This is a genomic window from Mammaliicoccus lentus (assembly GCF_002902755.1).
Taxonomy (GTDB): Bacteria; Bacillota; Bacilli; order Staphylococcales; family Staphylococcaceae; genus Mammaliicoccus; species Mammaliicoccus lentus.
The window spans coordinates 1-25,010 of sequence record NZ_PPRS01000001.1; the positions used below are offsets into that span (position 1 = coordinate 1).

The 25,010-nt window shown below is 33.5% G+C and carries 20 protein-coding genes, 1 tRNA gene and 1 other RNA gene; 6 read left to right on the forward strand and 16 right to left on the reverse strand.

What is annotated here, in order from left to right:
* Window positions 1–277 precede the first annotated feature (277 nt).
* The 9 genes from CD135_RS00005 to treP form a co-directional block, all read right to left on the reverse strand.
* Window positions 278–1,126, reverse strand: coding sequence for a patatin-like phospholipase family protein (locus tag CD135_RS00005; RefSeq protein WP_017000884.1), 849 nt, complete (start codon window positions 1,124–1,126; stop codon window positions 278–280).
* A 78-nt stretch (window positions 1,127–1,204) separates the two neighbouring features.
* Window positions 1,205–1,801, reverse strand: a complete 597-nt coding sequence (gene recR, locus CD135_RS00010; protein ID WP_026023728.1) for a recombination mediator RecR — start codon at window positions 1,799–1,801, stop codon at window positions 1,205–1,207.
* A 2-nt stretch (window positions 1,802–1,803) separates the two neighbouring features.
* Window positions 1,804–2,124 carry a YbaB/EbfC family nucleoid-associated protein gene (locus tag CD135_RS00015; RefSeq protein WP_017000882.1) on the reverse strand — a complete coding sequence of 107 codons (321 nt, stop codon included), beginning with the start codon at window positions 2,122–2,124 and terminating at the stop codon, window positions 1,804–1,806.
* A 91-nt stretch (window positions 2,125–2,215) separates the two neighbouring features.
* A complete protein-coding gene (gene dnaX / locus CD135_RS00020) occupies window positions 2,216–3,907 on the reverse strand; it encodes a DNA polymerase III subunit gamma/tau (RefSeq protein ID WP_103268534.1) in 1,692 nt (563 codons plus the stop codon).
* A gap of 71 nt (window positions 3,908–3,978) precedes the next feature.
* Window positions 3,979–4,512: a GNAT family N-acetyltransferase gene (locus CD135_RS00025; RefSeq protein WP_103268535.1), complete on the reverse strand. Its 534-nt coding sequence runs from the start codon at window positions 4,510–4,512 to the stop codon at window positions 3,979–3,981.
* A gap of 92 nt (window positions 4,513–4,604) precedes the next feature.
* Window positions 4,605–4,873, reverse strand: an RNA gene (gene ffs / locus CD135_RS00030) — signal recognition particle sRNA large type.
* A 45-nt stretch (window positions 4,874–4,918) separates the two neighbouring features.
* Window positions 4,919–5,656, reverse strand: a complete 738-nt coding sequence (treR, locus tag CD135_RS00035) for a trehalose operon repressor (RefSeq protein ID WP_017000879.1) — start codon at window positions 5,654–5,656, stop codon at window positions 4,919–4,921.
* Window positions 5,657–5,688: 32 nt separating this feature from the next.
* The gene (gene treC / locus CD135_RS00040; RefSeq protein WP_103268536.1) at window positions 5,689–7,332 is read right to left on the reverse strand and encodes an alpha,alpha-phosphotrehalase; all 1,644 of its coding nucleotides are present in this window, start codon (window positions 7,330–7,332) and stop codon (window positions 5,689–5,691) included.
* A gap of 27 nt (window positions 7,333–7,359) precedes the next feature.
* Window positions 7,360–8,796: a PTS system trehalose-specific EIIBC component gene (treP, locus tag CD135_RS00045; protein WP_103268537.1), complete on the reverse strand. Its 1,437-nt coding sequence runs from the start codon at window positions 8,794–8,796 to the stop codon at window positions 7,360–7,362.
* Between the two features lie 120 nt (window positions 8,797–8,916).
* On the opposite strand from treP, the gene CD135_RS00050 reads away from it, so the two are divergent.
* Window positions 8,917–9,663, forward strand: coding sequence for a serine hydrolase (locus tag CD135_RS00050; RefSeq protein WP_103268538.1), 747 nt, complete (start codon window positions 8,917–8,919; stop codon window positions 9,661–9,663).
* Here the strand turns inward: CD135_RS00050 and CD135_RS00055 are convergent.
* The 6 genes from CD135_RS00055 to gltB form a co-directional block, all read right to left on the reverse strand.
* On the reverse strand, window positions 9,652–10,560 hold the full coding sequence (locus tag CD135_RS00055) for a C40 family peptidase (protein WP_017000875.1): 909 nt from the start codon (window positions 10,558–10,560) through the stop codon (window positions 9,652–9,654). The two genes, CD135_RS00050 and CD135_RS00055, sit on opposite strands and share 12 nt — an antisense overlap.
* The gene (locus CD135_RS00060; protein ID WP_103268539.1) at window positions 10,557–11,657 is read right to left on the reverse strand and encodes a dipeptide epimerase; all 1,101 of its coding nucleotides are present in this window, start codon (window positions 11,655–11,657) and stop codon (window positions 10,557–10,559) included. The genes CD135_RS00055 and CD135_RS00060 overlap by 4 nt, the downstream gene beginning before the upstream one ends.
* 17 nt (window positions 11,658–11,674) lie before the next feature.
* Window positions 11,675–12,592, reverse strand: a complete 918-nt coding sequence (locus CD135_RS00065) for a S66 peptidase family protein (protein WP_103268540.1) — start codon at window positions 12,590–12,592, stop codon at window positions 11,675–11,677.
* Between the two features lie 132 nt (window positions 12,593–12,724).
* Window positions 12,725–12,817, reverse strand: a tRNA-Ser gene (locus CD135_RS00070).
* Window positions 12,818–12,877: 60 nt separating this feature from the next.
* The gene (locus CD135_RS00075; RefSeq protein WP_064211300.1) at window positions 12,878–14,335 is read right to left on the reverse strand and encodes a glutamate synthase subunit beta; all 1,458 of its coding nucleotides are present in this window, start codon (window positions 14,333–14,335) and stop codon (window positions 12,878–12,880) included.
* Window positions 14,336–14,350: 15 nt separating this feature from the next.
* A complete protein-coding gene (gene gltB / locus CD135_RS00080) occupies window positions 14,351–18,844 on the reverse strand; it encodes a glutamate synthase large subunit (protein WP_103268541.1) in 4,494 nt (1,497 codons plus the stop codon).
* 144 nt (window positions 18,845–18,988) lie between these two features.
* Between gltB and gltC the strand changes: the two genes are divergently transcribed.
* The 4 genes from gltC to CD135_RS00100 all read left to right on the forward strand — a co-directional run bounded on the left by gltC (window position 18,989) and on the right by CD135_RS00100 (window position 22,457).
* Entirely contained in the window at window positions 18,989–19,876 is an 888-nt protein-coding gene (gene gltC / locus CD135_RS00085; RefSeq protein WP_103268542.1) for a glutamate biosynthesis transcriptional regulator GltC, read from the forward strand.
* Between the two features lie 15 nt (window positions 19,877–19,891).
* Window positions 19,892–20,503: a DNA-3-methyladenine glycosylase gene (locus CD135_RS00090; RefSeq protein ID WP_064204267.1), complete on the forward strand. Its 612-nt coding sequence runs from the start codon at window positions 19,892–19,894 to the stop codon at window positions 20,501–20,503.
* A gap of 71 nt (window positions 20,504–20,574) precedes the next feature.
* On the forward strand, window positions 20,575–21,690 hold the full coding sequence (locus CD135_RS00095; protein ID WP_017000868.1) for a YibE/F family protein: 1,116 nt from the start codon (window positions 20,575–20,577) through the stop codon (window positions 21,688–21,690).
* Window positions 21,690–22,457 (forward strand): YibE/F family protein, encoded by a 768-nt coding sequence (locus CD135_RS00100; RefSeq protein ID WP_017000867.1) that lies wholly within the window; start codon window positions 21,690–21,692, stop codon window positions 22,455–22,457. Before CD135_RS00095 ends, CD135_RS00100 begins: the two co-directional genes overlap by 1 nt.
* Before the next feature lie 218 nt (window positions 22,458–22,675).
* On the opposite strand, the gene CD135_RS00105 is transcribed toward CD135_RS00100, so the two are convergent.
* Complete coding sequence (locus tag CD135_RS00105) at window positions 22,676–23,605, reverse strand: VOC family protein (RefSeq protein WP_103268543.1); 930 nt, start codon at window positions 23,603–23,605, stop codon at window positions 22,676–22,678.
* A gap of 177 nt (window positions 23,606–23,782) precedes the next feature.
* Between CD135_RS00105 and CD135_RS00110 the strand changes: the two genes are divergently transcribed.
* Window positions 23,783–24,946, forward strand: a complete 1,164-nt coding sequence (locus CD135_RS00110) for an MFS transporter (protein ID WP_103268544.1) — start codon at window positions 23,783–23,785, stop codon at window positions 24,944–24,946.
* Window positions 24,947–25,010 lie beyond the last annotated feature (64 nt).

Sequence of the window (25,010 nt, forward strand, 5' to 3'; positions counted from 1 at the left end):
TGATTGGTTAAGCCAATCACTCTTTGAAGTACTTTCAGTACTCAAATTATTGGAATTAACGTTGACATATTGTCATTCAGTTTTCAATGTTCATTTTGCATCACAAGAAATAATTATACACGCTTCATTTGGTGAAGTCAACAACTTTTTAAAATTAATTTTTGAAGTGTTTTGATGTTTTCAATATCTCTCGCTCACAAGATATAACTATACAGGCTATACAACCCTTTCTCAAGCATCAAAATTACACCAAAACACTTAATGTACCCTAATATGATTATTTCTCTACATATTCTTTTAAATCTTTATAGATTTTTTCTGCATCTGCGTATCCTTCTCTATATAAAGCATCTAATTTCCTTGGATCTTTCTCTACTCTATCTACTGCTAGTGTGTTAGTTGGTCTTATTACAAAGATATTTCCTTTATCTTCTTCCTCTTCAATCCAATCTAATGTTTTGTTGTAATGTTTATATCTTAATTCCATTAAATGATTAACTTTAGGATAAGCCTTCATTCTAAATACTTTAGAAAACCTACTAGGTGTTTTTCTATATCCTTTTGGTCTTGTTAATATAAGAACGTTTTTAGTATATCCTTCTTCAATAGATTTCTTAATAGGAATAGGATCAACAATACCACCATCTAAAAGCGTGTGTCCTTTATATTGAACAGGGTTAGCCATCAATGGTAGAGAACTTGTTGCTTCTAATGCAGTTAATAAACTACCCTTTGTATCATTTTTATCAAAGTAAACTGCTTCACCCGTTTCGCAATCTGTTGTAACAACTACGAACTTCTCTTCAGCTTGATCAAACTTTTCAAAATCAAACGGTTCTAAATAAGTTGGAATATAGTGATAGACAAAATCCATCCCAAATAATTCTTTCCTCTTTATATAGTTAGATAAAGAAAGATATCTTTTATCTTTAATGTATTTAGCTGTCACACGATGATTACGCCTAAACTGTCTAGAAATATAACTAGCAGCCATAGAAGCACCAGCAGAAACGCCGATGTTATATTCAAAATATATATCTTCTTTTATAAAAAAGTCTAAGACACCAGCTGTATACATACTTCTCATGCCGCCGCCTTCTAAGATTAAACCTGTGTCTTTTATCATATTTACACTCTTTTCTAATCATATAATTGAACAAAAGCAACCTGCTACATATTTGTAAACAGGTTGCAAAATAATTCTTTAAATTTCAGTTCTGCCAGTAATAGCTTTAGAAAGTGTCACTTCATCTGCATATTCTAAATCACCGCCGACCGGTAAACCGTGAGCTAATCTCGTTGTCTTTATGCCTATTGGTTTAACAAGCCTAGAAATATACATTGCAGTGGACTCGCCTTCTATATTAGGGTTTGTCGCTAAAATGATTTCCTTTACTTCATCACTTTTCAGACGCTCTAGCAATGATGGTATATTAATGTCCTCTGGTCCAATTCCTTCCATTGGAGATATCGCACCGTGAAGTACATGGTACATACCATTATACTCGCGCATTTTTTCCATCGCGATAACATCTTTAGAATCTTGAACAACACATATAACTGAGTGATCTCTTTGTTTGTCTTGGCATATTTGGCAAGGCGAAACATCTGTTATATGGCCACATGTTTCACAATATGTTAATTCTCGTTTTACATCAACAAGTGCTTTTGCAAACGGAACAACGTCATCTTCTTTCATATCTAATACATGAAACGCTAATCGCTGTGCAGTCTTTGGACCAATACCTGGCAATTTCATGAAACTATCAATCAATTTCGATATAGGTTCTGGATAAAACATCATTACATCATTCCAGGGATGTTAAGACCTTTTGTATGTTTACCTAAACGATCAGCAGTTACTTCATCAGCTTTAGTCAAAGCATCATTTGTTGCAGCTAAAACTAAGTCTTGTAACATTTCGATATCTTCAGGATCTACTACATCCTCTTTAATAACAACATCTAAGATTTCTTTGTGTCCTGAAACAACAACTGTAACCATTCCGCCACCAGCTGTTCCTTCAATTTTTTCTTCTTTTAATTTTTCTTGTTCTTCAGCCATTTTCTTTTGCATTTTTTGCATTTGTTTCATCATTTGTTGCATATTTCCGCCACCGCGCATAATTTTGTCCTCCTAATATCTATTATAATTATTATAGAAAATTAATTTTTGTCATATTTATTATACATACCTTTGAAGTCTATGTCATGTATTACTCATCTGTTACATGAACAGTATCTTCGCCGAATAATTCTTGAGCTTTCTTAACAATATCCGCTTCTTCTTTGTTCTCTTGTTCTGGTTCATTTTTAGTTTCGGTTGAATTTGCTTTCTTTGATTGAATATATTGTTGCCTTACTTGTAGCCATTGAGAATTAGGAACACCCACTACTTTAACTGTCTTATTCACTATTTCACAGACTATAGATTCGATATGTTCTCTTTTCTCATCGTTCTTATTTACGATTTCGCAATGAATGTCTTCATCAAATTTAACAAGCACGTGATCTTCACTTGCAGCTACTGGTTCTGAATTTAATAACAAGCTGACTAACGCTCGTTGATCTTTCTGCTTAACTGATTCAATAACTGCTTGCCATTTTTCTTTTAATAAATTCAAATCATCTCTATTTGCATGATCTAATACACGTTCAATTTGACGTATTGAGAATACATGTTTCGATTGTTTCCTTGCAACACCTTGTTTGTTTTCAACAGGTTTCGCTTTTGGTTGTACACCGTTTTGAGAGAGTTGCGTGATTTGAGCTTCTAATTGTTTAATTTTATTCTCTACATCGCTAGAAATATTTTGGTTAGGTTGCTCTTGTTGTGTTTCTTGTTGACGATTACGTGTAACCAGTTCTGTTAATTTCACAATCAATATTTCAATATGAACTTGTTGATTAATCGCAAAACGCATAGAAACAAGTGTATCATTTATACAATCAATCATTTTGTACATTGTATTTAAATCGATTTGGTTTAAAGCATGTTCTTCATCTTCTCGGTCAGTAGTCTTTGCTACAATAGCATCTCTAATAAAGTAAATCATATCATTAACAAGTCTATTAACTTCTTTACCACTAGATATAAACTCATGATATCTCATAAATGCTTGCTTGATATCTTTAGCAACGATATCTTGAAACAGAGCATTTAAAGCTGCTTTGTCCACACTGCCCGTAACATTCAACGCGTGTTCATGTGATAAATGACCGTCTCCAAAGGCAATCGCTTGATCCATAATACTTAAAGCATCTCTCATGCCACCTTCAGACACTTGAGCAATAAATGCTAATGCTTCCTGTTCATAAGTAATCTCTTGTTGATCAGCTACGAATGCAAGTCTATCTTCAATTTCTCCAGAATTGATTGCTTTAAAATCAAACCTTTGACATCTTGAAATAATAGTTGGTGGAATTTTGTGAGGTTCTGTTGTTGCTAATATAAAAATAGCATGACTAGGTGGTTCTTCAAGTGTTTTTAAAAGCGCATTAAAAGCTCCAGTAGTTAACATATGAACTTCATCAATAATATATACTTTGAACTTAGATTCGCTAGGTGCATACTTAACTTTATCTCTAATGTTACGAATTTCATCTACGCCATTATTACTCGCTGCGTCTATCTCAATAACATCTGAGTTAGTCCCTTGTGTGATACCTTTACAAATTGCACACTCATTGCAAGGTTCACCATTTGTATTTACTGTGCAGTTAATTGCTTTAGCAAATATTTTAGCAATACTTGTCTTTCCTGTTCCACGTGGGCCATTAAATAAATAAGCATGCGATTGCTTTCCTTTTTGGATAGCATTTCTTAATGTTTTCGTTACATGCTTTTGACCAACAACATCTGAAAATGATTGTGGTCGGTACATCCGATACAAAGCTTGATAATTCAAAATGGCACCTCCAAGTTTAATTCTTCATAACAACTATTATATCACGAATCAATATTTCTTCTTAATATAAATCATCGAAATTCTTCTGGAAAATGAACTATACCTCGTACTTCTTTGTTAGGATGGTCCCATAAATATTTGAACATAAAATCTTCGTTCTTAATTTCAAATGAAGGATAAATGTCAAATTCCGCTGCATTTCTATAACCTAGTTCGCGATAATATGTTTCATCTCCCATGACGACAACACCAATATAACCATTTTCATAAGCTCGATACTCTAAAGCTTCAATTAAAGCTTTACCAATCCCTTTATTTTGGACTTCTGGTAAAACTGATACTGCCGCTAAAGTTAGAACTGTATTACTATCTTCTTCTGAATCGACTGTTACTTCTGTCATCATCGCATGCCCTAGTATTTTTCCGCCTTCTGTCTTGGCAACTACTTCTAACTCGGCATTATAATGTGGAGATTTTCTAATTCTACCTATTAATTCATGTTCTTTCGCATTTACATAATCAGTATTTAAAAAAGCTTTTTTCACTACTTCTTTCGCTAATTCATATTCAGATTCTATAATCGTTCCGATATATAATTGCGTCATATATACTATATCCTCCTGATATAAGAAAAAGGGTGACCGAGGTCACCCTTTTTTGATTTATATATAATATGTTTAGTTGAATAAAAAATATACCGTGCACCTTTGCTTGGAACAAACATCACAAGCGTTACCTCAGTCGTTAGCTAAACTTCGGCAACCCTACGGCACATACAATGATCCACTTAATGCTGCTTCCTTCCGGACCTGACATGATTCATGGGTTTGTATTGCATAGGACCGACGTCTTCAGACACCACGTGCTGAGGGCAGACCTCACAATAATATGTCCGCGGCAAAGGAATTCAGTCTTGCTAAAGCGGATTTCAAGTACAGGGAACCGCTACCTCCCCACTTAGCACGGCACTTTATATAGTACAACAAAACCATTATACTTGGCAAGAAAAAACTATTGATCTATTACAGGTTTATTCAAAACCCTTCTAGAAAAATCGACAAATTTGAATTCTGTCGCAATATGTCTAGAGATATTATATTGAAATCTTTCAGCATTACTCAAATGAACAATACCTCTAACTGTAGCTGTATATAAAGGATCTAAATGTCCAAAATATCGTTCTTCTTTCTCTGTCATTTTTTCAAAAGTAATAGATTTATTTGAATAGCTTATTTCTACATTCATTTCATTTTCAATATATTGATAAATCGAATGAGACGCTACTTCTTTTGAAAGTTTGGGTATCACTTTGCAAACAAAGTAATCCTCATCCATGATATGAACTTTATTATTTTTTTGTCTTGTTCGAATTACGTGCCATAGCTTATCGTGATTATTCAATTCTAAAGCGTGTTGAACAATTGGCTCGTCTTCAGCATTGATAACTTCAAATACTTCAACTACCGTTTCATAGTCAAGACCTAGTCTATTATTAATTTCTTGGAAACTGATCATTTCAGATATTGGAAATTGAATAATTCCTTCATATATAACAACTGAACCTTTTCCACGTAACTTTTGTATATAACCTTTTTCTTGTAGAAGATTTAATGCTTTTCTTACTGTTTCTCTCGAAGTTGAATATATCTTTGTTAATTCATTTTCTGAAGGTAATTGTTGTAAGTGTGCATATTCACCATTTATAATTTTTTTACAAATTGACTGATAGATTTTCATATACTTATTCATTGTTTCACCTCTATACCTTCAAAACTTCATAGTTAAATGCTTTTTAAATTAACAACAAATGCATCAAAAGGCTCTAGCATATTGCCATTTAAATCATTATTAGCCACTATCAATTCGCCTTCCATATCAATATCCTCAGGTATTTCAACCTTATCATTTGTATAGTTAGCTACAATCAACCACTCTTCATTATCTAACTTTCTTTTGTAAATAAACAAGTCTGGATGATCCATATATAGTGGTTCTACATCTCCATACGTTATAATATCATGTTTATGACGAATATCAATTAACCGCTGATAAGTGTAGAAGATTGAATTCTTATCTTTAATCGCCGCTTCCACATTAATTTCTCTATAGTTATCCGGTATGCCTATCCAAGGCGTGCCTGTTGTAAAACCGGCATTTTCCTCATCTGTCCATTGAACAGGTGTACGTGAATTATCACGAGATTTTTGTCCAATAACTTTCATAATCGTATCTTCATCCAAGCCTTGATTCCTTAGACTACGATATGCGTTTAATGTTTCAATATCTCGATATTGATCGATTGATGTAAACTTAGGATCAGTCATACCTATCTCTTCACCTTGATAGATATAAGGTGTTCCTTGCAACATATGAAGTGATATAGCAAGCATTTTAGCTGATTTAACTCTGTTAGCTTCTGTTTCATCATTACCAAACCTTGTCACAACTCTCGGTTGATCATGATTACACCAGAAAATAGCGTTCCATCCATTACCTTTAGCAATATTAACTTGCCAATCCATCAGAATACGTTTTAATTCTATAAAATCAAATTTCATATCAGACCATTTCTCACCATTTTTATAATCTACTTTTAAATGATGGAAATTAAATACACTATTTAATTCTTGTCTTTCAGGGTTGGTGTATTTTATACAGTTCTCTATTGTAGTAGAAGACATTTCTCCTACAGTCATAATATCTTTATTTCCAAAAGTTTTTCGGTTCAATTCATGTAAATATTCATGAACTTTTGGCCCGTCCGTATAAAATTCTTTACCGATTTCCTCTGAATCTTCAAAAGCACCTTTAGAAATTAAGTTAATAACATCAAATCTAAAACCATCTACGCCGAAATCAATCCAATAATTTATCATTTCATAGATTTCTTCTTTCAATTGGTCATTTTCCCAATTTAAATCAGCTTGAGAGACGTCGAATAATCTTAAATAATAACTTTCAGTTTGTTCATCGTACTCCCAAGCGTTACCACCAAATTTAGATTCCCAGTTTGTTGGCGGCTCATCTTTAGTACCTTCTTTCCAAATATAATAATCTCTATACGGATTATCTTTAGACTTTCTAGATTCAACAAACCAATGATGTGACGTAGACGTATGATTAATCACAATATCCAGCATTACTTTAATGCCAAGTTTATGTGCTTCAGTAAGTAACTTTTCAATATCTTCTTTCGTACCAAAATCAGGATTGATTGCATAATAATCACTAATATCATATCCGTTATCATTCATTGGCGATTCATAAATAGGTGTTAACCATACATAATCTACACCTAACTTTTGTAAATAAGGCAATTTTTCGATAACCCCGTTTATATCCCCTTGACCATTGCCAGTCGTGTCGTTAAATGATTTCGGATATATTTGGTATACTACTGATTTTTTCCAATCTGAAACCGCCATGTTTATGAACTCCTTTATTTAATAATATTATTCTTGCACCATTTCTTTCGCTTGTTCTTTAGCAAATCTTGAGAATACCACTGTTAAAATAGCTGGTAACACCATAGCTATTAATGTAGCGATAATATATACACCCCAATATTCACGTGTTATAGAAATAATTGCCGGCACACCACCAACACCAACTTTTCCTAATACGCCGTTTGCGCCAATAAACGCACCTAGTAAACAAGATGAAACGATAGAGGCTATAAACGGGTATTTCAATGGTAAATTGACACCAAACATAGCTGGTTCAGTAACACCTAAGAAAGATGATATTCCTGAAGTCATTGCTAAACCTTGTTCTTTTGCCATTTTACGCTTTCTATAAATCAACCAAGCACCAAATGCCGCTGAACCTTGACAGATATTAGATATAGCTAAGATTGGCCATAAATAAGTACCGCCTATACTACTTCCCATCAGTTGGAAGTCTACTGCTAAGAACATATGATGTAAACCTGTAATAACAAGCGGAGCATAGAACAGACCATATACTGCGCCACCTAACCAACCTGCGCTATCAAATATTCCTTTAATACCATTCGTAATAAGTGTACCAAGTTCTAATGCTAAAGGTCCTATAATAATAAATGATAAGAATCCAGTTATTAATAAAGCGACCGGACCAACGACTAACATTTTGATTGAATCATGCACGCGTTTAGCTAAGAATTTTTCAATTACAGATAGTACCCATGTTGCTATTAATACCGGCAACACTTGACCTTGATAGTTCAATTGTTTAATTTCTAAACCAAACATATGCCATACTGGAATTTCATCTGATTTACCGCCACCAAGATCATATTGAGAAGCTAACTGAGGATGAACAAGTACAAGTCCTAATACTAATCCTAATATTGGACTACCTCCAAACACTCTCATAGCTGACCAACCAATAAGGGCAGGTAAGAAGATAAATGCTGTACTCGCAATAACGTTAATCATGTTTGCAAAATCAGCTAACCATGAATACTGGTCTACTAAAGATTTAGGACCAAATAAATCTTCAGCTGTTAACACATTATTTAACCCCATCAATAAACCTGCAGTAACGATTGCAGGTAAAATAGGAATAAATACATCACCGAGCAATTTAATTAATCTTTGCAAAGGATTCATTTTTTGTTCCGAAACTTTCTTCACTTCATCTTTAGAGCTTTCTCCAATTCCCGTTTCTTCTTGGAAAATTTTATAAGCTTCGTCAACTGTGCCTTGACCAATAACGATTTGAAATTGATTATTTGCTGCAAAAGACCCTTTCACTAAATCGATGTTGTCTAAAGCTTCTTTATTAACTTTACTTTCATCATTTAACACTAATCTTAAGCGGGTAACACAATGTGTGGCTGCATCTACGTTGTCTTTACCACCTATAGCATCAATAATCTGTTTCACTTCTTCTCTATTTACAGACATTGAACTCACTCCCCCTGTTTTTTATTACTTGAATTATAACTTGTATATACAAGTATGTAAAGGCTTTCAATTAATATTACTTTTATTCTGTAGTATGATTGAATAAAGGAGGTATAAATTATGTCATTTTTAACACATGAATATATGGAACACGATAACGTTTCATTAGAATTTGCTTCCGAGAATGAGACATTTTTAACAAATCACAACGAAAAGAAAATATTCGAATCAGCAAGTTTAATCAAAATTCCGATTATGATTTATATTTTTTCGAAGTTAAATAAAGAAGAAAGACAAGAAAATTTAAAAATAGAACATAAAGTGAGTGGGAGCGGAGTATTACAAACATTGGATATCCCGTACTTAAGCGTTAACGACCTTATTCAATTAATGATTGTCGTATCTGATAATACAGCAACAAATATATTAATTAATTACTTCGGCCAACAACATATCAATTTGTTTATACAACAAACTTTGAATTGTAAAAACACTGAATTAAACCGATTAATGATGGATGCTGAGGCGATAGACCAAGGTAAACAAAATTATACAACTTCTGAAGATATGATTAACATGCTTCGATATATCACTCAACATGCAAATGGAGATGATATGTTAGAAATTATGCGTCATCAACACTTAAATGATAAAGTTTCTATCTTTAAATCATTTTATGAAGATCAATTGATTTATTATTCAAAAACTGGAGAATACGACCATGTAGCAAACGATGTAGGCATTATACAATTTAAAGAAAAGTATTATTATTATAGTTTTCTTTCTAACACAGAAAATCCCGAAAAAGCGATAAAATTCTCTCACGATTTCGGGTCTTATATGATTCAATCTATATTAAAATGTTGATAGCCTAGCTGCTTTTACTAAGATTTTTTGATAATAACTACCTGTTAGTTTAACAATTTCAATACTTCTAGGTGTATGCGGTGCATGAATCATCATATCTTCACCCATGTAAATACCTACATGGGAAAGAAAACCTTTATCTTCAGGCTTACTGAAAAATAGTAAGTCTCCTGGCTTTAAAGAATGTTCATCTAAAGGAATATCCGTCATAGCTTCATATTGTTCATCTGCATCTCGAGGTATATTGAAATTCTGGCTTTTATACATGTGGAAACATAATCCAGAGCAGTCATAACCATAACTAGACATACCTCCCCATAAATAAGGTAAATCAATAAATAATTTAGCATTATCTATAACGCCTTGCATTGAACCTTGTTTAAATGCGCCAAATTCATCACTCAGTTCAATATCTTTGCCATCAATAAGTCCGATACCTTCTGGTGTCTCTACTTCGATAAATTGTTGATCTAATTTTAAGACAGGCAATACTGTATTAAATGATAAAATTTGTTTAGTTGTGAAATCTGTATTGAACAATGTAGTTTTTGGCACTTTGACGCGCATGCGCTGATTGGATGCTTTGATATTCATATCGCCTAGTTGGCTAGAAGGTATAAATCCTAGATAACCTTTATCATGTTGTTTGGATGGTTGTTCTAAACAGATAACATAACTCCATCCGTCTTGCTCTTCCAATACTTCAACCGCTTCACCATACAGTACCTGTGTGTCTATTCGACTGTCTTCAGTAAATGATAGTTTTTCTTCTAAATTAAGTTCCAACAACCATCGTTGGATATCAGCTGGGTACATAATACCATCACGATCTATATCTCGTGCTTTATCTGTATCTCTCCAAATTGTGCCAACGTTTACTCTGCAATACTTGATCATACACTCACCTTCTTAAGTAAAGATTTTCTATCAATTCCTAAACCATAACCTTTTGGCGCCGTCACTTTCGAACCATTATAAGCTATACCACCTACTACTTCACGATTAGAAACCATAAGAGGCGCATCGAAATCCACTCGTGTTACTTTATTGGCAGCTAAACTAAAGTGTAACGCTGCAGTTACTGAAACATGCGTTTCCATCATACAACCGACCATACAAGTAATATCATATTCGTTAGCTATTTCATGTATTTTACGCGCTTGATGAATGCCACCTGTTTTCATAAGTTTAATATTCCAGAGATTAATCGCTCCAACCTCAACTAATCGTTTAGCATCATGGACACTAAATAAGCTTTCATCTACCATTAGTGGAATTTGATAATCTTTTGTTAATTTACCTAATACTGAAAATTCATTTCTATTAACCGGCTGTTCTATACTTTCAATATTTAATGACGCTTCATCAAAATGTTTTAAAGCTTGTTCTGCTCCCTTTTCATTCCAAGCCTGATTAGCATCTACACTAAGCGTTGTATCTTTAGGTAAGGCAGCTCTTAAAGCTTTTAATCTATTTAAGTCTGTTTCAACACTATCTTTTCCGACTTTTATTTTTAAGTGAGTATATCCTTCTTGTATGTATCTAAAAGCATCTTTAACCATTTCATCTGCTTCATTTAAACTTACTGTATAACAAGTTTCTAATGATTTATTTCCCGGGTCATTATTTAAGTATTCATACAGAGGAGACTTCGCTTCTTGTGCAAGCAAATCATATAGAGCGATATCTATTGCTGCCTTTGCACTAGAGTTTCCTACTAAGGCTTCGTCCATTTCATCCAATAAACCAATAGATAATGGCCTATTGATCAGCAATGGTTTAAAAACCTCTTCTATAGCTGCTTCTATTCCACCTTTTGTATCTCCCGTAATAACATACGTTGGTACTGCTTCACCAACACCAACCATCTCTTTATGATTCGTTTCAATAAATACATAAATACTTTCTATAACATCAACAGTTCTAAGAGCTGTCTTAAAAGGCTTTTTCAAAGGCGTTTTATATCTATAGTATTTAATATCAGTAATAAACATACCCATCCCCCTTTGCATTAATAAACACCAGACTCAATTTGCAAAACCTTTTTATCTACATTTAATATTGCTTTAGTCCCAAATGGAATGCCAAAATGTGGTGTGCAATGGCCTATATCCACTTCATTTACAGTAGGCTTATTTAAACTGCCTATAAAATGCTGTAATACTTCTTCCATTTTTAATGATTTCTCTGGCTTTTTAGGTTTACTATTAGTAAATGGACCAATTATAAATCCAATTGCATCGTCTAGCTTTCCAGCAGATTTTAATTGTTGTAAAAAACCATCTACTTTATATGGTTCTTCTCCTACATCTTCTAAGAAAAGTATTTTATCCTTTGTATCAATTTCATAAGGTGTACCTATACTAGATACTAAAAGCGATAAACATCCCCCTACTATCTCTCCTTCTACACGACCACTCACAAATGGTTTAAATCTTAACTGTTCTACAGGGTAATTTAAATCTTTACCTTCAAACAATTGTTCAAAGCTATTAATGGAAATATCATGATAATTCTCTCCAATATCAGAAGAGATCATTGGCCCTTGAAATGTTACTAACCCAGTTTCTTGTCTAATGGCATTATGTAAGCAAGTTATATCACTATAGCCCCATATAATTTTTGGGTGTTTTTTAACAAGATTAAAATCAATTTGTTCAACAATACGCGGTGTTCCATATCCTCCACATGCACATATGATGCCCTTTACTTCATCATCCATTAACATATCATGCAAACTTTTTAGTCTTACTTCATCTGTTCCCGCTAGATGACCATAAGTATCATGTATATTTTCCGCTAATTTAAAATGAATATCATATCGCTCTTCCAAACGTCCCAAGCCAATTTTTAAATGTTCTTGGTTCGGAGGGCTTGCTAAAGCAACAACACCGATTGTATCTCCCTTTTTTAATCTCTTCGCTTTCATTAAAACACCCCTTTTTGTCAGAATATTCTTATATTATAACAAAATTATAAAACATTTGTACAAAACAAAAAGCACTACCTACAAAAGTAGGTAGTGCTTGTTTATATAATAGTCTTGGATATTTAATAATAATGGCGGAGGAAGAGGGATTCGAACCCCCGCGAGCCGTTAAGCCCCTGTCGGTTTTCAAGACCGATCCCTTCAGCCGGACTTGGGTATTCCTCCAAATAAGACAATATTTATCTTATACCAAGCCAAGACTGATGTCAATAATATTTCAATAATTTATATTGTAATTTTTTCCTTTAACGCCTTATCTACTGCTTTTGCTACTGCACGTCCTTCTTTAATTGCCCAAACAACTAAACTTTGACCTTTTCTAGCATCTCCTGCAACAAATATTTTATCTTGATTTGTTTTAAAGTCTCTTTCATTAGCTACGATTTTATTACGATCAGTATTCAAGTTAAATGAATGAGGAACTAAATGTTCTGTACCTTCAAATCCTATTGAAAGTAATACTAAATCTGCGGGCCAATGACGTTCTGTACCTTCTACTATAACCATACCGTCATCTGTTTCTTTTAATACTTGTGTATATAGACCTCTAATATTACCGTTTTCGTCTACATCATACCTCATTGTTTGAATACCATAAGCTCTCGGTTCAAATCCAAATTTTTCACGATATTCTTTATGCGCATAATCTAGTTTAAATATAGGCATTGGTAATGGCCACGCAGTGTTTTGTTCCATTTTATCAGTTAATCGTACATATTTATTAAATTGGACTACTGATTTACAATCATCTCTTAGTGCAGTTGCCACACAATCTGCACCAGTATCTCCCGCGCCAATTACAATCACATTTTTCCCTTTTGCCGTTATTGTTGGTTCTTCAATTTCTCCCATTTGTAGTTGTGTTTGTTCAGTTAAATATTCCATTGCGAAATGAATACCAAAACTCATACGTCCTTCTAATTGTAAGTCTCTACCTTTTTGAGCCCCTGTACAAACGATAATAGCATCATATTGCTCATTAAGTTCTTCTTTCGTGATGTCTTTCCCTACATTAATGTCGGTCTTAAAAACAATACCTGCTTCTTCCATCAATTTAATACGGCGCTCAATAACTGATTTATCCAATTTCATACTTGGAATACCATACATTAATAGTCCTCCTGGTCTATGATTACGTTCATATACCGTGACTTGATACCCTAATAAATTTAACTCTTCTGCTGCAGTTAAGCCTGCAGGTCCACTTCCGATAATAGCGACTTTTTCTTCTAAACGTGTATTTGGAACTTTCGGTTTAACGATCCCCATATCGTATGCTTCATCTATAATTGTACGTTCTATACCTTTAATCGCTACTGAATCATTATTTATTGCTAACACACAAGATGACTCACAAGGCGCTGGACAAACACGTCCGGTAAATTCAGGAAAGTTATTAGTTTCAGACAATCTTTCAAAAGCTTCTTCGAAATCTTTTCTATATACTAAGTCATTCCATTCCGGAATATAATTACCTATTGGACAACCTATCGTATCTCTCCCAAATGATGAACCTGTTTGACAAAAAGGCGTTCCACAGTCCATACAACGTGCGCCTTGTGTCGAAGCATCTTCTGTAGTAAATCTTTGTTGGAACGGTTCATATCCATTAATTCTATCTTTTAAAGATAACTCATCCAATTGCTTTTTAGGATACTTCATAAAACCTTTAAATTCACCCATATTATGCCCTCCTTCTTAATAAACAGAAGCTAATTCTTCTTCATCACCTATAGATTTACGATCATCAAAGAACGCATTTAACAGTGCATCTTCTTCATTTTCTAGTTTATACTGTGAAATTTTCTGCATCATCAATTTATAGTCTTTGGGAATGACTTTTACAACTTTCTCCGCGATTAAATCAAAATCTTCTAACATGATTTTCGCCTTTTTACTATCTGTATATTTAACATGATCCTCTAGCATTAATTTCAAATTAGTAATTTCACTTTTATCTTTTAACGTTTCAAATTCTAGCGTGTCAAGTGCGTTTGTTCTTTTAAATGCATCTATGTCAGATGGAGCAACGTAACACACGCCACCACTCATACCTTGACCGAAGTTACGTCCAACATCACCTAAAATCACGACACGTCCACCAGTCATGTATTCTAGACCATGGTCACCCACGCCTTCTACAACCACATTTACACCACTATTTCTAACGCAAAAACGTTCACCAGCTCGTCCATTAATGTATGCTGTACCGCTCGTTGCACCATAAAAACATACATTACCAACAATAATATTATTTTCTCTTGCTTCGTTTGGAGCCTTTAAAATAAGTTTAGCGCCTGATAACCCTTTTCCGAAATAGTCATTCGCATCGCCAGTATGATGTAAAGTCATACCTTTAGGCGTGAATGCACCATAACTTTGTCCTGCATGTTTAAACGTTTTGACATAAATCGTATCTTCTGGGAGTCCAGGTTCTCCATGTACTTCCGTAATATAACTACCAGTTATCACACCAACATTACGCTCAATATTTCTAATATTATAGCTTCCAACAAATTTCTCACCATAATCAATAGAAGCTTTAGCATCATCATAAAGTTTAGACAAATCAAAACCTTTATCAAGTTGGTGATCTTGATCCATAATGCGATGTTTATCTCCTTCGATAACAAATAGTAATGCCTCTAAATCTAGCTCTTTCGCTTTAGGGTGTGTGTAGTAGCGTTCCGAAACTTCTAATAAATCTGTTCGACCTACTAACTCATCCATAGACTTAAGGCCTAATGAAGCTAAAATTTCTCTTATTTCCTCGGCAATAAAATACATAAAGTTTACTATATGGTCTGCTTTTCCAGTAAATAGTTTTCTTAATTCTCCATTTTGTGTAGCAATCCCTACTGGACACGTATCTTTATGACAAACTCTCATCATAATACAGCCAAGGACTACTAACGGTGCCGTGGCGAAAGCAAATTCTTCAGCGCCTAATGCACATGCTAATGCAACATCGCGGCCAGTCATTAATTTTCCGTCTGTTTCTAATGTGACACGGGAACGTAAACCATTTAACATAAGTGTTTGATGTGTTTCCGATAAACCGATTTCCCATGGTAGACCTGCATGTTGAATACTTGTCTTAGGTGAAGCACCAGTACCGCCGTCATAGCCACTAATAACAATTTTATCTGCATGAGCTTTTGCTACACCTGCAGCAATTGTTCCTACACCTGATTTTGAAACAAGTTTCACACTAATATCTGATTTGCGATTTGCATTTTTTAAATCATGGATTAGCTGTGCTAAATCTTCAATTGAATAAATATCATGATGTGGCGGCGGTGATATTAATCCTACACCAGGCGTTGAACCACGAACTTCAGCTACCCAAGGATAAACTTTAGTGCCTGGCAATTGTCCGCCTTCACCTGGTTTAGCACCTTGCGCTACCTTAATTTGAATTTCTTTAGAATGTTGCAAGTAATCGCTTGTAACACCAAACCTACCAGATGCAACTTGTTTAATAGCACTCATATAATTTGTACCATCCGGTTTCACGATGTAACGCTCTGGATTTTCTCCACCTTCACCACTGTTACTACGACCACCAATACGGTTCATTGCTTCTGCTAATGTTTGATGTGCTTCTTCAGATATTGAACCAAAACTCATTGCCCCTGTTTTAAATCTTGTTACAATTTGATCTGCTGATTCTACTTCTTTTAAATCGATTGCTTTTTTCTCTTTGAATTCAAGCAAGTTTCTTAAATGAGTCATTCTTTCACTATCAGCCGCTTCTGAATATTCTTTAAACATCTTGTAATCATTTTCTCTACACGCATGTTGTAATAAATGAATAGTTTTAGGGTTAAAGGCATGATAGTCACCTTGTAGTCTCCATTGGAACGTACTTCCAGAATTTAAATATTTAATATTTTCAGATTGTCTCGCTTTATTTTCTTGGTCTATCGTTTCAATTGAAATCCCAGATAGTTTAGACGGTGTACCTGTAAAGTACTTATCGATCACATCTTGGCCTAAACCTATCGCTTCAAATATTTGAGCGCCTTGGTAACTTTGAACAGTCGAGATACCCATCTTAGCCATTACTTTAATCAATCCTGCTGACAACGTTTGACTATACGCATCGATATTCTGCTCTACAGTACCTGTTAGTCTACCCGTTTCTGTTAAGTCTTCTATTGTATACTGTGCTAAATATGGAACAACTGCATTAGCGCCATATCCAATTAAAGTAGCTAAATGATGGACTTCTCGACATTCACCTGAATATGCAATGATACTTGTATCAAGTCGCTGACCAGTTCTAATTAAACTTTGATGAATATGACTAACTGCTAATAACATCGGCATAGCAAATTGGTTTTCTAAATCATTTACCGACTCATCTTCTAGTACTATTATTTCTGCACCATTTGCTACAGCTTGTGAAACTTTATGCGATAGTTCGTCTAAAGCATCTTCAAGCGATGTTTCATATACCGTAGAAATAAATTTTGTCTGATAAGTACTATTTTGGATTTTTTGAAGTTGTGCTTTAGACAATACAGGATGATTTAGCTGTATACGTTTCGTATTATCTTGATGGGGTTCTAATAGATTACCTTCTTTGCCTAAATAAACCATTTCACTCGTTACAATTTTTTCTCGATATGAATCAATTGGTGGATTGGTAACTTGTGCGAAGTGTTGTTTAAAATAATTAAATAATGATTCAGGTTGTGTACTCAATACTGCAACTGGTGTATCAAATCCCATAGCACCAATCGGGTCTTTTCGCTCACTAACTAACTCCGTCATATATTTATTGATTTCTTCTTTTGTATAACCAAACCTTCTTTGTAATTGGAATAATTGATCTTGACTTGTTCTTGATGGTGTCGCTATGACGTCGTTAATATTTAAATCTTGTTGACGTACCCATTCTTCATAAGGATATTCGCTTGCTATTCTTTGTTTCAATTCGTTATTTTCAATAACTTTATTTTCTTTAAAATCAACAAGTAATAATTTTCCTGGGTTTAATTGACCTTTATATAGAACATGCTCTTCATCAACATCAATTACTCCAACTTCAGATGAGAAAATAATTTCATTTGAGTCAGTAATTGTGTATCGACCTGGTCTTAATCCATTTCTATCTGTTAATGCTCCTAATTTATCACCGTCACAAAAACTAATCATCGTTGGTCCGTCCCATGGTTCCATCAAATAACTGTAATATTCGTAGAAAGCTCTAATTTTAGGGTCTTGTGTTTCGTTGTATAACCATGGTTCAGGTATAAGTAACATAGCCGCTTGCTCTGGTGGGATACTTAAACTTAAAAATTCAAGCGCATTATCTACAATAGAAGAATCACTACCAGATTCGTCTAAAACTTCTCCAATTTTATCTTTAACATCTCCAAAAATCGTTTCTATTAATTTATCTTGGCGCGCTCTCATCCAATTCACATTACCTTTAATCGTATTGATTTCACCATTATGCATCAATAATCTATTAGGGTGAGCTCTTTTCCAACTCGGAAATGTATTCGTACTAAATCTTGAATGAACTGAACCGAATTTTGATTCATATGCATCATCTAATAAATCGACATATAATCCTTTAATTTGATCCGATCGCAACCAACCTTTATATACAATCGTTCTTCTAGATAAACTTGCAAAGTATAAATCTAAATTTTGCTCTTCACCATAACGTTCAATTTGTTTACGAGCAATAAATAACGAACGATCAAAATGTTCGCTCGTTTTATTTTCAACAAAAACTTGTTGTATTGCTGGCATTGTTTCTGCAACATGATCAGTTAATACAGAAGTATCTACTGGTACGTCTCGATACGTTATAACTTTTAAGCCTTCTTCTTCAAAGAAAGCATTGAACTTTTTTTCGTGAATACTACCCGCAATCTTTTCATCTGTAAAAAACATCCCTACTGCATAATGTTCTTCAGATGGTAATTTTAACTTTAGCTTCTGTTTAAAATAGAGGTGAGGGACTTCTGTCATAATACCAGCACCATCGCCAGTAATACCATCAGCGCCAACTCCACCTCTATGATCTAATCTGCAAAGCATTTCAATTGATTTCAGTACAATATCATGTGACCTTTTATTATCCATATTGGCGTAAAAACCAATTCCACAAGCATCATGCTCATCTGCTGAATCATATAGGCCAAGTCGTCTTCTATCTTTTTTTAATGACATACTACATCACCTCGAATTTAAAATTTCAGAATCTTCTCTAATTTATAGTTAACATCATACTTTAATGTGACTTATCTTAACAATATATAAAATAGATGAAATATATCTAAAAATTAGATAATATAAATTTAAGAGGTGGAAAGCGTGGAAATTAAACAGTTAATATATTTTAGAGAAGTCGCACAACGGGAACACATTTCAGAAGCTGCATTAGAATTAGAAATTGCTCAATCAGCTATTAGCAGACAAATTGCAAATTTAGAAAAAGAACTCAATACAGTTTTATTTTTAAGAGAAGGTAGAAATGTAAAATTAACTGAACGTGGTGAATTACTACTATCTTACGCGAATCAAATTTTAGATTTAGTAGAAGAAACTACTGAATTATTTATTCATCAAGACCAGACTGATAAGAGAGCTATTAGACTAGCTTATACTGAAAGCTATGTTGCACAAGCCTTACCTGCAATTATTAAATCGTTTGAACAAGAACATAATATAGAAATAAGACCGATGCTTATGACACCTATAGAAATTGAAGAAGCTCTAAACGCTCATCAAATAGACATCGCACTTTGTGAACTAACACCTAAAATGATGAATAATAAAAACACTATTAAAAACACTTTGTTTGAAGAAACTTATAATTTATATGTTCATAACAACAATGATTTATCTATGAACCCGAAACCACCATTGTCTCAACTCAGTCATCAATATATTTATTATTACAACACACTGCCGGATCAAATCGCACAACTTATAAGGAAGCATGCTTCACAAAAAGTATATCGAATTTCAAATCCAACTTTATTAAAACAAACACTACTAGCTGAGAAAGGTGTTTTAATTATCGCTGATTATTTAAGTGGTGGTATAGAGGATGAACACCTTGTTAAAATACCTCTTACGCACACAGAACTGAAAAGAACAATTTATATCGTCTATCAACAGAACAACCAACATGCGCAATTAAATGCATTCGTCAATTTTGCTCAGACTTTACTTCATAGACAAACGACTTATCATTAGGAGGTAATTAAATCAATGGACTTTATTAATAGAACAACCGAAGAGATTGCTCAGGACTTACTAGGGGTAAGACTGATTCATGAAACTGAAGACTTAACTTACACAGGTTATATTGTAGAAACAGAGGCATATGTAGGTATTCACGATCAAGCTGCACATTCCTTTAACGGGAAAAATACAAAGAGTGTCAAATCGCTATATTGTGAAGGTGGCACAATTTATGCTCATAGTATGCACAAACAGTTGCTCATCAACTTCGTTACACAAACTGAAGGTGAACCTCAAGGTGTGTTATTAAGAGCTATAGAACCTGAAAATGGCATAGAACAAATGGAAATCAACCGTAATCACAAGACGGGTGTGGAACTTACAAATGGACCTGGGAAATTCACACAAGCTATGCAAATATCTAAATCACTAGATGGCACAAAAATTGGAGCGGGCAGTCTTAAAATCGATACGATGAATCGAAAGTACCCTAAAAACATCGATACATCTGCTCGCATTGGCGTACCTAACAAAGGTGAATGGACAGAAAAACATTTAAGATTTACTGTTGCGGGGCATCCTTATATTTCGAGAGCGAGAAAGCGTGATACATTACCAATAGAACAAACATGGAAATAGTTTGAATTCACATTTTTTCATACGTATACTATACGTTATTCAATACAAATTAAAAGTGATGGTGCAATGATATGAAACAGCAATTCAAAACGAGTTTAAAGAAACCTTTCAATATAGCGATATTAGCTTTCATCGTATTATTAATAGGGGCTTTAATCTTCACAAAATATAACGCGCAATTTTATAAGACACCTATTGGCCACATCACAAATATTACGGATCAAAAAAGTAAAAATACAGTTGACCAAAATAAAAACAAAGATATCGTACATACCGAAAACATAAAATTAAAAATTGTTAATGGAAAATATAAAGGCAAAACATTAACCGTACCTCATAAATACACAGACTCACTTACTGACTCTGAAAAGTACCGTAAAGGTGATGAAGTTCTCATCTCATACACTGGTGAAGAAAGCTCTGCAATTATTAAAGGCTTAAAACGAGATACGTCTGTCGTGTTTATGACCGGATTATTTTTATTCACTTTACTCATGGTTGGTAGAAAATCTGGCCTTTATTCAATTATCTCGTTGTTTATAAATGTATCTGTCATTTTAATAATGATTAATTATTTCATGAAAAATGATAATCAGCATTTCTTTATTTTAATGGCTATAACCGTTATTTTTTCTACTATCATTTCGTTACTTTTAGTCAGTGGTTTTTCAAAAAAGACATTCGTTGCAATTCTTTCAACATTGCTCGGCACTTTTATCAGTATAGGAATTTCTCAACTGATTATGACTTTAACAAACAGCAATGGCATCAAATATGAAACGATGAGCTTTTTAACAATTCAACCAACACAAATATTCTTAGCTTCCATCTTAATCGGTTCTTTAGGAGCCGTTATGGATGTTGCCATCACACTCACAAGTTCGTTATATGAAATAAAGGCGCAACATCCTACAATATCTATGAAGCGGTTAAAGCAATCTGGTATCAATATAGGTAAAGATATTATGGGTACAATGACCAACATACTATTCTTTGCATATTTATCCGGAAGTATCCCAATGGTTATACTTTATTTTAAAAACAACAATACTGTAACGTATACACTATCGATGAATTGGTCCCTTGAAATTTCAAGAGCTTTGATGGGCGGGATAGGTATTGTCATCACGATTCCTATTACGATTTTTATCGTGATGTTATTTATGCAGAGAGAGGAGGCTAAATAATGGATACTACTTTCATTTTAGCTGTTATCCTTCTCATTTTAATGATTTTAGTTGGAGGCAAAACAGGATTCCGTTCATTTATAACATTATTCTTAAACATATTCACATTATTTATCGCAATATTACTTATTATCTATAAAGCACCAATCTTTATCGTGCTTATCATCTTTTGTTTATTAATAGCATGCATCAATTTGTTCTATATCAATGAATATAATACAAAAACACAATCAGCATTTTTAGCTACAATAATAACAACGCTCATTCTCATAGGATTAATATACTTTATTGTAGATATATCTATGTTGCAAGGTTTCACAGAAGAAGAACAAGATGAAACTTATATCTTTTCGATGAATATCGGTATTAACTATGCACAATTAATGGTCTTTACCATCGTTTTAGCTGTAATTGCAGCTGTAATAGATTTAACAATTTCTATCAGTTCTCCTATGTACGAGCTATATGAAGCACAACCAAATATATCTTTAAAACAACTCTTTAAATCTGGACTTACTATAGGTAGAGATATATTATCAACAACAACAAACACAATATATTTTGCTTATATAGGCGGACAAATTACATTGTTCTTTTGGTTTGGAAAATTAAATTATACATTTGGAGAAATTATAAACGCTAAAATATTTGCAGCTGAAATCATTTCAATATTATTAGGTGGTATAGCAGTCAGTATCGCTATTCCTATAACGTCTATCATCACAGTACAATTAATAAAAAGACGCAATAAATTAAATGAACATTAGAGTATGTAAAAAAGTTCGAAAATAAACTCCTTACTCAAAATAATGGGAGTGGGACTAGGGTTGGAAAAAGCTTGATATAAGCGCATTTTCAATCCAGTCAGCTACTGCCATTATAATAAAAGAGGCTGAGACAAGTATTTATGTCCCAGCCTCATTTTTTATAAAACTTTCGATTTTGTTCGTTCTCAAGAACATTTATCTTCTGAATTCTTTTCTAATTAAATAGGCTCTAAATTTGATTCAATTTCTTCTCTCTTAGACTCTAAGAAATTTGGTAAATCTAATTTTTCTCCTAGTTGATCAATATCATCGTATGGGACACCCGGTCCTTCTGTAGCAAATTCAATTAATATATGTGAATGTCTGTAGTACAAGCTTTTGAAGAAATCTCTATCTATTATGCCGGAATGTACGACATTCTTACTATCTAATAGCTCTTTTACTTTCTTTAACTCTTCTTCATCCGCGACTGATAAAGCAAGGTGGTGAATACTACCTTTACCCGGTTTTCCTCTTTTTCCTTGTTCTTCAACTAGTACGATATCACTATACAATCCTTCTTGATCTCTTGTATAAAGCAATTCACTTTCGGAATCAGCGACATCAAAGTTTAAATCATTTTCCAAGAAGTTTTTCATATCAGTAACTTGGTCCATTTTAAATTCTATTGGCCCCATGCCCATAATCTGGTGTTCTTTCGGAACATCTGAATAACTATTATTACGCCAATCTTGAGGCGTCCTTCTATCACCGTTCGGTAACAATACCATTTCTAGACCTTCATGGTCACGAAAATGCAGTGCCATAAGCCCATTGTAAATGCCAATCGCATCATGGTCGACGTCCATTTCTTCAAAGCGCTCTTTCCAATAACTTAAACTTTCTTCACTAGGTACAAGCAATCCTATTCTAGATATACTATTCGTACCTTTGTAAGTTTGACCCATCGACTTTAACTCAAAAAATGTTAATGACGTTCCAGGTGTGCCAACTTCATCTCCATAAAATAAATGGTACATAGATGTATCATCTTGATTGACTGTCTTTAAATACAATCGTAAACCAAGTTTGTTTACATAGAAATCTTTATTTAACTTCGCATCTTTCGTTAACATTGAAATATGATGATGCCTTAATATTTCTACCATAATTGTACCTCCTATATATTTAAGTACATTATAACTGTTTCATTATCCATGCACAAAAATACAACTCACTTTATACACCGTTCGCAGTGGACTCAGTGAGAGGGTAGTCTTAATATGCATATTTTTCGAAAAATCATTTTTTTAAATGTATGATTAAAAAATAAGGAGAGATGCGTCATGACAAGTGAACAGAAAAAGAGATCAATTTCTTTGTTATTAGCTGGTTTTATTATTTTTTCCAGTTTATATGTAACTCAACCGATATTTAATGGCTTAAGTCACTATTTTGATGTTTCGTTATCTGATGTGAGCTTAACACTTTCTATTTCTACTTTTATGCTAGGTGTCGGATTAGTTATCGTTCCAATGTTAAACAACATTGAAAAAAAACGTATGATGTCTATCTCTGTATTATTAGTGAGTATACTTTCTTTGATTAGTGTATTTGTTAAGCAATTTGAAGTTTTCTTAGTGATTCGAGGATTAATGGGTTTAGTACTTAGTGGCGTTCCTTCTACTGCCATGGCATATATTGCTGATGAAGTTCATAAAGACCGTGTAAGTAAGGTTATGGGTTTATATGTTGCAGGCACAACGTTTGGTGGTATGTCTGGACGTGTCGTTGTCGGTATTTTAACTGATCTATTCAATTGGCAAATTGCAATTGGTGCATTAAGCGTAATTAATTTAATTTTTGCTATTTTGATGGTCTCTTTATTACCTGTATCAAAAGTCCAAACTCCGAACTGGATTTCCCCTAAACAACATTTGCTTAAATACATTAAATTATTAAAAATTCCAGCAGTTTTAAAAACAATGTCATTATCATTTTTATTAATGGGTACATTCGTGACAATTTACAGTTATATTACTGTTAGATTTGAACAACCTCCATTCTCTTTAAGCGAATCCACTATTGCTTTTATATTTATACTTTATTTAATTGGTACATATAGCTCTATCAATTTCGGTAAATTAAGTATTAAACTTGGTGTTAAAAAAGCTTACGCACTTGCCATTACCATTATGATTGTAGGAATTGCCTTAACATTCATCACATACTTACCTATTGATATTGTAGGTTTAGCAGCAATGACATTTGGATTCTTTGGTGCACATTCTATTCAAAGTAGTTATATAGCGACACTTACAGAATCAAGCAAATCTCATGCGTCTACATTATATTTACTAGGATACTATGTAGGCTCAAGTTTATTAACAATATTAGGCGGTTATATCTATGTACATTTAGAATGGTTAGGCATTGGTATATTGTCACTACTCTTAACCTTTATAGCTGTGTTCATTAGCCGTTCTCTATTTAGAGATAGCACAACTTAAATAATTTATTAATACAAAAAAAGTAAAGACATCTACAGTGTGTAAATGTCTTTACTCTTTTTTT

Excerpts from the sequence above, each read along its gene's own strand:
- CD135_RS00060 (WP_103268539.1), bottom strand. The coding sequence starts at position 11,657 with ATGTTTATTACTGATATTAAATACTATAGATATAAAACGCCTTTGAAA.
- treP (WP_103268537.1), bottom strand. The coding sequence starts at position 8,796 with ATGTCTGTAAATAGAGAAGAAGTGAAACAGATTATTGATGCTATAGGT.
- CD135_RS00015 (WP_017000882.1), bottom strand. The coding sequence starts at position 2,124 with ATGCGCGGTGGCGGAAATATGCAACAAATGATGAAACAAATGCAAAAA.
- gltB (WP_103268541.1), bottom strand. The coding sequence starts at position 18,844 with ATGTCATTAAAAAAAGATAGAAGACGACTTGGCCTATATGATTCAGCA.
- treR (WP_017000879.1), bottom strand. The coding sequence starts at position 5,656 with ATGAATAAGTATATGAAAATCTATCAGTCAATTTGTAAAAAAATTATA.
- CD135_RS00075 (WP_064211300.1), bottom strand. The coding sequence starts at position 14,335 with ATGGGTGAATTTAAAGGTTTTATGAAGTATCCTAAAAAGCAATTGGAT.
- CD135_RS00105 (WP_103268543.1), bottom strand. The coding sequence starts at position 23,605 with ATGGTAGAAATATTAAGGCATCATCATATTTCAATGTTAACGAAAGAT.
- CD135_RS00100 (WP_017000867.1), top strand. The coding sequence starts at position 21,690 with ATGGATACTACTTTCATTTTAGCTGTTATCCTTCTCATTTTAATGATT.
- CD135_RS00005 (WP_017000884.1), bottom strand. The coding sequence starts at position 1,126 with ATGATAAAAGACACAGGTTTAATCTTAGAAGGCGGCGGCATGAGAAGT.
- CD135_RS00055 (WP_017000875.1), bottom strand. The coding sequence starts at position 10,560 with ATGATCAAGTATTGCAGAGTAAACGTTGGCACAATTTGGAGAGATACA.
- CD135_RS00065 (WP_103268540.1), bottom strand. The coding sequence starts at position 12,592 with ATGAAAGCGAAGAGATTAAAAAAGGGAGATACAATCGGTGTTGTTGCT.
- CD135_RS00095 (WP_017000868.1), top strand. The coding sequence starts at position 20,575 with ATGAAACAGCAATTCAAAACGAGTTTAAAGAAACCTTTCAATATAGCG.
- CD135_RS00110 (WP_103268544.1), top strand. The coding sequence starts at position 23,783 with ATGACAAGTGAACAGAAAAAGAGATCAATTTCTTTGTTATTAGCTGGT.
- CD135_RS00090 (WP_064204267.1), top strand. The coding sequence starts at position 19,892 with ATGGACTTTATTAATAGAACAACCGAAGAGATTGCTCAGGACTTACTA.
- CD135_RS00025 (WP_103268535.1), bottom strand. The coding sequence starts at position 4,512 with ATGACGCAATTATATATCGGAACGATTATAGAATCTGAATATGAATTA.
- treC (WP_103268536.1), bottom strand. The coding sequence starts at position 7,332 with ATGGCGGTTTCAGATTGGAAAAAATCAGTAGTATACCAAATATATCCG.
- CD135_RS00050 (WP_103268538.1), top strand. The coding sequence starts at position 8,917 with ATGTCATTTTTAACACATGAATATATGGAACACGATAACGTTTCATTA.
- recR (WP_026023728.1), bottom strand. The coding sequence starts at position 1,801 with ATGTTTTATCCAGAACCTATATCGAAATTGATTGATAGTTTCATGAAA.